6 protein-coding genes are annotated in these 6,363 nt (G+C 66.4%); 3 read left to right on the forward strand and 3 right to left on the reverse strand.

The window, feature by feature from the left end; translation table 11 throughout:
- Nucleotides 1-75: 75 nt before the first annotated feature.
- Complete coding sequence (locus ACFV15_RS38050; RefSeq protein ID WP_378356996.1) at nt 76-1,710, reverse strand: NPCBM/NEW2 domain-containing protein; 1,635 nt, start codon at nt 1,708-1,710, stop codon at nt 76-78.
- A 92-nt stretch (nt 1,711-1,802) separates the two neighbouring features.
- Nucleotides 1,803-4,007, reverse strand: coding sequence for a (Fe-S)-binding protein (locus tag ACFV15_RS38055; protein WP_378356997.1), 2,205 nt, complete (start codon nt 4,005-4,007; stop codon nt 1,803-1,805).
- 145 nt (nt 4,008-4,152) lie between these two features.
- Here ACFV15_RS38055 and ACFV15_RS38060 point away from each other — a divergent pair, with 145 nt between their 5' ends.
- The 3 genes from ACFV15_RS38060 to ACFV15_RS38070 are packed head-to-tail and all read left to right on the forward strand — an operon-like array spanning nt 4,153 to nt 5,454.
- Nucleotides 4,153-4,476, forward strand: a complete 324-nt coding sequence (locus ACFV15_RS38060; protein WP_378356999.1) for a DMT family transporter — start codon at nt 4,153-4,155, stop codon at nt 4,474-4,476.
- Nucleotides 4,473-5,033 carry a TetR/AcrR family transcriptional regulator gene (locus ACFV15_RS38065; protein WP_370945664.1) on the forward strand — a complete coding sequence of 187 codons (561 nt, stop codon included), beginning with the start codon at nt 4,473-4,475 and terminating at the stop codon, nt 5,031-5,033. The genes ACFV15_RS38060 and ACFV15_RS38065 overlap by 4 nt, the downstream gene beginning before the upstream one ends.
- A 10-nt stretch (nt 5,034-5,043) precedes the next feature.
- Nucleotides 5,044-5,454 carry a GNAT family N-acetyltransferase gene (locus tag ACFV15_RS38070; protein WP_378357000.1) on the forward strand — a complete coding sequence of 137 codons (411 nt, stop codon included), beginning with the start codon at nt 5,044-5,046 and terminating at the stop codon, nt 5,452-5,454.
- On the opposite strand, the gene ACFV15_RS38075 is transcribed toward ACFV15_RS38070, so the two are convergent.
- Nucleotides 5,441-6,244 carry an IclR family transcriptional regulator gene (locus ACFV15_RS38075; RefSeq protein ID WP_378357002.1) on the reverse strand — a complete coding sequence of 268 codons (804 nt, stop codon included), beginning with the start codon at nt 6,242-6,244 and terminating at the stop codon, nt 5,441-5,443. The genes ACFV15_RS38070 and ACFV15_RS38075 overlap by 14 nt on opposite strands.
- Between the last annotated feature and the right edge of the window lie 119 nt (nt 6,245-6,363).

The following is a 6,363-nucleotide window of genomic DNA, read 5'->3' on the forward strand; positions in this document are numbered from 1 at the left end:
CCTCGCAGGCGGCTCCGGCAACGAGGAAAATTCAGGATACGCGACGTGTCCATACCTCCAAATGGATTCTGGCTGCTACGAACAGGTGATTATCGCGTTGGCCCAGTCCGCGTGGTCGTAGTCGATGCCGTCACCGGCGTTGGAAACCACGAGCCGTAACCGCCTTGCGCCGGAAATATCAGCAGAGAGTTGTTTCGCCGCCGAAGCTCCCGTGAGGACTCCGCTGTCCGCGACTTTTGTGGTACCCGCGTACACCTCGAAAACAACACTTGCCCGATTTGACGGACTTTCGTCGTCGACGCCGACGGTTGCTTCGAACCGTGCGCACCGACCGTCCACGTAGTACGTCAGGTCACTGCGCGCGTGCGTGCCGATGCCCTTGCCGAAGGTCGTGCCGTTGATGGTGAGCGTGCGGCCGTCGCCTGCGGGCTGCTCGCCGTTGCTGCGGTCCTTTTCGATCGGTCCCCAGGCGCTGGACCAGGTTTCTGTCGGAAGATCGGAAATTTGCGTCCGTCCGCTCGGCGGAACGCTCAGCGTGCCTTGTTTGCTGACGCGGTAGACGACGGTGGCATGTGCCGGAACCGAGGCGCTGATGGCGCTCGCCGTCGTGCCGGTCGCCTTGGACCACAGATCCTTGAGCCCGTACTGCGACGCGCCGCCGATGCCGATCTCCGCGGTGGTGGTGCTGATCGTCGCGGTGGAACCGTTCTCGTTGAACAGTGCGACGGCGACGTCACCGTTCGCCAGCGGCTTCGCGATCACGTAGGTCCCGCCGGATGCCTTGACCTGGCGGCCCTGCACGCCGCGCGGGTCCTGGTCGAGCGCGATGATGTCCTTGTTGAGCAGTGTCTGGAAGTTCTCGGTGGAGATGTTCGACAGGTTGGCGCCGATGAGCAGCGGCGCGGACATCATCGACCACAGGCTGAAGTGACTGCGGTACTCGGCGGGCGTCATCCCGCCGTTGCCGACCTCGAGCATGTCCGGGTCGTTCCAGGCGCCGGGTTTCGCATACGGCGCAAGGGAAAGGTTGCGCTTGAAGATGCCGAGCATGCTCGACCAGTTGTCCGAGATGTCGCCCGTGGTGCGCCAGGAGTTGCCGACGTTCTGCGCCCAGTTCCACGGGCTGTTCTCGCCCCACTCGCAGATCGAGAAGACGATCGGCCGCCCGGTGGCCTTGAGCGCGTCCCGCATTTTCGTGTAGCGCTGGACGGCGTCTACTCCTTGATTGTTGCAATTGTCGTACTTCAGATAGTCGACACCCCAAGAAGCGAACAGGTTCGCGTCGCGTTGCTCATTGTTCAAGCCGCCAGGGAACCCCAGCGTATCGCACGTTTTTGTGCCCGCGCTCGTATATATCCCGAATTTAAGACCCTTGCTGTGCACGTAGTCGGCGACATATTTGATGCCGTGCGGGAACCTGACCGGATCCGGCTCCAGGTCGCCCTGGGCGTTGCGCTGCGGCTTGGCCCAGCAGTCGTCGAGATTGACGTACGTGTACCCGGCGTCCTTCAGTCCCTTGCTGACGAACGTGTCGGCGGTGGCGAGCACCATCGCCTCGTTGAACTCGGCGCGGCAGTGCGTCGTGTTCCAGTTGTTGAACCCCATCGGCGGGGTCAGCGCGAGATCGTTCTCGAGTGCCTGCGCCGGCGTCGACACGAGCGCGAGCGTGGTGGTCACAACGGACAGCGCGACAGCGAACTTCCGTGACATACTCCGAACGTAAGCAGCCCGCCCCGCGGCGACCAGCCGCCAACCAGGTGGTGGCCTAGACCAATTGTATGATCATATCTCAGATCCCCGGGCTAGACCTCCGCGGGCGCCGAGGCCGGCTGGGGGTCACCCCGTTTGACGGCGGTGAGCAGGAGCTGGGCCACGTCGATGACCTCGACGTTTTCGCCGGCCAGGCCATCGGCCTTGCGTGCGGTGACGCCGTCGGTGAGCATGACGCGGCAGAACGGGCAGCCGGTCGCGATCTTCGTCGGGGCGGTGCCGAGTGCCTCGTCGACGCGCTCGATGTTGATGCGCTTGCCGATCTTCTCCTCCATCCACATGCGCGCGCCACCGGCGCCACAGCACATGGAACGGTCGCCGTGCCGCGGCATCTCCCGCAGTGTCGCGCCGGAAGACTCGACCAGCTCACGCGGAGCGTCGTAGACCTTGTTGTGGCGGCCGAGGTAGCACGGGTCGTGGTACGTGACGTCCTCGGCGATCGGGGCCACCGGGGTCAGGTGCTTCTCGCGCACGAGGCGGTTGAGCAACTGCGTGTGGTGCACGACGTCGAACTGGCCGCCCAGCTCCGGGTACTCGTTCGCGAGGGTGTTGAAGCAGTGCGCACAGGTCACGACGACCTTGCGCGCCTGGCGTTCGCGGCCTTCGAAGACCGAGTTCAGCACCTCGACGTTCTGCTGGGCGAGCATCTGGAACAGGAACTCGTTACCCGCGCGTCGTGCCGGGTCGCCGGTGCAGGTCTCCTCCGAGCCGAGCACGGTGTACTTCACGCCCGCGATGTGCAGCAGCTCCGCGACCGCGCGGGTGGTCTTCTTCGCCCTGTCCTCAAACGCGCCGGCGCAGCCGACCCAGAACAGGTACTCCGCGTCGCCGAGGTCGCCGTCGAACACGGGCACCTCGAAGTCGAGGTCCTCGGTCCACGCCAGCCGGTCCTTGGCGTTCTGGCCCCACGGGTTGCCCTTGTTCTCCAGGTTCTTGAACATGCCGTTGAGCTCGGTCGGGAACGACGACTCGATCATCACCTGGTAGCGGCGCATGTCGACGATGTGGTCGACATGCTCGATGTCCACCGGGCACTGCTCGACGCACGCGCCACACGAGGTGCACGACCACAGCACCTCGGGGTCGATGACGCCGTTCTCCTCCGGCCCGCCGATCAGCGGGCGCTCGGACTCGGCCAGCGCCAGCACGTCGATGCCGGCGTGCGGGTTGTCGCCGGTCAGGCCGATCTCGTCGCCAGCCATGTCACGCTTGCCGCCCGCGAGCAGGTATGGCGCCTTGGCGTAGGCGTGGTCGCGCAGCTGCGTGATGAGCAGCTTCGGCGACAGCGGCTTGCCGGTGTTCCAGGCCGGGCACTGCGACTGGCAGCGGCCGCACTCGGTGCAGGTGGAGAAGTCCAGCCAGCCCTTCCAGGTGAAGTCCTCGACCTTGCCGACGCCGAACGTGTCCTCGTCGGGGTCGGCCTCCTCCAGGTCGAGCACCTTGCCGTCGCTCATCATCGGCTTGAGCGCGCCCAGCGCGACGCCACCGTCGGCCTCGCGCTTGAAGTAGATGTTGAAGAAGGCGCTGAAGCGGTGCCACGCGACACCCATCGTCATGTTCTTCGACACGACGTACACCCAGACCATGGCGCTCATCAGCTTGACGAACGCGAACACCGACACGAGCGCGGCGCTCGACGGCAGCAGGTGCCCGAGCGGCACCGACGCGAACGCGGCCCAGGCCGGGCCCTCGTGCACGCCCATCGCGGACTTCGCGGCGCGGACGCCGATGATGCCGAGGCCTTCGATGATGACGACGGCCTCGACGAAGTACGCGGCCTTGAAGTCGGAGCCGGCGAACCGGGACAGCCGGTCGGCACGCCGAGGGTGGTTCAGCTGGCGGATGATCACCAGCGCGACGCCACCGACGATGGTGCCGACGCCGAGTATCTCCATGAGGAGGCTCCACAGCGACCAGTCCTCGAGGATCGGCCAGCCCCAGGTCGGCACGAACACCTCGCCGTACGCCTCGAACAGCGCGAGCGAGCCGATCAGGAAGCCCCACATCACGAGCCAGTGCCACGGTGCGACCTGGCGGACCTTCGCCATCCGCGTATGCGCGGCGAACTCCTTGATCAGCGTTTTCAACCGGGGCGTGAACGGCCCGTTGCGGGTCGCGTCCGGCTGGCCGAGACGGATCGTGCGGATCATCCGCATGATCGTCATGACGAACATGCTCCAGGCGACGACGCTGACCGCGAGCGCGATCCCGCCGAGCGTCAGTTGTACAGCGCCCATGATCGGGTGCCTTTCGTCCGGATGTGGTGGTGGGGGGAGCGTAGTACTGCTTACCGATGAGTAACTGATTAGCGACGCCTAAGTCCCACCGATGTGGTGTACGACTCGCTGGTTTTTGGGACGATCGTTCAGGTAGTTTTGCCGGGTGGGTTACTTACTGCTGGCTCTGGCGATCGCGGCCGAGGTCTCCGCGACGGTCTCGCTGAAACTGTCGGAGGGCTTCTCCAAGCTGGGTCCGTCGATCATTGTGGTCGTTGGGTACGCCATTGCCTTCCTGGCGCTGGCACAGGTCTTGAAGTCTGGGGTCCCGATAGGGGTCGCTTACGCCATTTGGGCGGCCGCCGGGGTGGCGCTGGTGGCCGTCATCGGCGTGTTGTTCTTCCGCGAGACGATGAACGCGACCATGGTCGCCGGGCTCGCGCTGGTGATCGGCGGTGTGGTGCTGCTGCAGGTCGGAGGCGCGCATTGAGGAACCAGCTCGACGGCCGCAAGGTACGCGGCGAGAAGCGCCGCGAGGAGCTCATCGCGGCGGCGCTGCGCGTCATCGAGCGCGACGGCGTCGCTGGCGTCACGCACCGGACGGTCGCCGCCGAGGCGGGCGTGCCGACGACGTCGACGACCTACCACTTCTCCAGCCTCGACGACCTGCTGATCGCGACCCTGATCTCCTGCGCCCGCGACATGGCGACCGAGGTCTACTGGATGATCGACCGCGCACGCTCGCGCGGCAGCGGCGGCGCCTCCGAGGTCGCCGGGCTATTGGCCGAGGCACTCGGCCCGCGCCGCGGCCGCACGATGGCCGAGTACGAGCTGTACCTGCTGGCCGCCCGCCGCCCGGAGCTGCGGCCCGCGGCACGGCGGTGGCTCGACGTGCTGACCTCGATGGTCCGCCACGACGACGAGATCGCGTTCCGCGCGTTCCTCGCCGGTATCGACGGCTTGCTCATGCAGGGCCTCATCGACGACGAGCCGCCGTCGGCCGCCGAGCTCAAGCCGGTCGTCGAGTACCTGCTCAAGCCCCGCTAAGTTCGCGGGCATGGGGAACATCGAGATCACCGACGACCGCACCAAGGTCGACTTCGACGTCGTGTGGAAGTTCATGTCCACCGAGGCGTACTGGGGCCAGTGGCGCACCCGCGAGCAGATCGAGACGCAGGTCCGCGACGCCTGGCGGGTCGTCGCCGCCTTCGAAGACGGCCAGATGATCGGGTTCGCGAGGGCGTTCTCGGACGGGCTCTCGACCGCTTATCTCGCGGACGTTTTCGTGGTCGAGGCAGCGCGTGGCCAGGGGGTTTCCAAAGCGCTCGTGCGCACGATGATCGACGAAGGCCCAGGCGCGACCATGCGCTGGATGTTGCACACCAGGGACGCGCACGGCCTTTACCAGCAGTTCGGCTTCAGTGCTCCGGACGAGACCTACCTCGAGCGGCCCGCTAGCCGAGCTTGAGGTCCTGCTCCTCGTTCGCGGCCAGCAGCAGCGAAATCCGGGTCGCGCCCGCGCGGGCCGCCTGCTCCAGCAAGGGGCGGCGGTTGTGGAACTCGTGCGCGGGCACCGAAAACGCGACCGCGCCGGCCACTCGGTTGGCCGTGTCGTAGACCGGGGCCGACACACAGGCGATCTCGGGGCGGAACTCCTCGATCTCCATCGCCATGCCGACCCGCGCGACCTCAGCGAGCTCGGCGTCGAGGTCGTGGACGCGGACCGTGGTGCGCTCGGTCAGCTTCGCCATTCCGGCGCTCGCCAGGTATTCGCGGCGTTCGCGCTGGCCGAGCGAGGCGAGCATCGCCTTGCCGAAGGCGGTCGCGTGCACGGCCTCGTGGAAGCCGAAGTCGAGTGGCTTGGCGCGCGGGAACTCCGGGGAGTCGGCGACCGCGGCGACGACGACCTGGGTGTCGCGGAAGACGCTGTAGTAAGCGGCGGCGCGAGTGCGCTGATGTAGTAGACGTAGCTCGTCGCGCACGGTGTCGCCGACGTCCAGCTCTTCGCACAGCTTTTGGTACAGGCCACCGACCTTGTAGCCGAGCCCGAAGCCGCGTCCGTGCCCTAACCGGATGAGGTATCCCTCGTGCGTCAACGTGTTCAGCAAGTGATACGTCGTGGAGAGCTTGTAACCGGCTCGCCGCGCGACGGCCTTGGCGGTGATCCCGTCGCCCTCCGAGGCGACGATCTCCAGCACGCGCAAGGCACGTTGGGCCGAGCCGATGAGTCCGCTTGGTTCCCTGAGACCGTCCGGCACTCAATAACCGTACAGGGCTCGTGAGTTATTGCCCCGGGGGGTAACCGGGGCCTCACAACAGAACCAAGCGGAGGTAGACCCCAAAGAGGTCGCGCGGCCCCCCGACGTGAAGAAGACGC

Origin of the sequence: Amycolatopsis sp. NPDC059657 (genome assembly GCF_042734395.1) — a bacterium.
Taxonomy (GTDB): Bacteria; Actinomycetota; Actinomycetes; order Mycobacteriales; family Pseudonocardiaceae; genus Amycolatopsis.

Bases quoted from the DNA above. Each gene is read 5' to 3' on its own strand.
- ACFV15_RS38050 (WP_378356996.1), bottom strand. From the start codon at position 1,710: ATGTCACGGAAGTTCGCTGTCGCGCTGTCCGTTGTGACCACCACGCTC.
- ACFV15_RS38055 (WP_378356997.1), bottom strand. From the start codon at position 4,007: ATGGGCGCTGTACAACTGACGCTCGGCGGGATCGCGCTCGCGGTCAGC.
- ACFV15_RS38070 (WP_378357000.1), top strand. From the start codon at position 5,044: ATGGGGAACATCGAGATCACCGACGACCGCACCAAGGTCGACTTCGAC.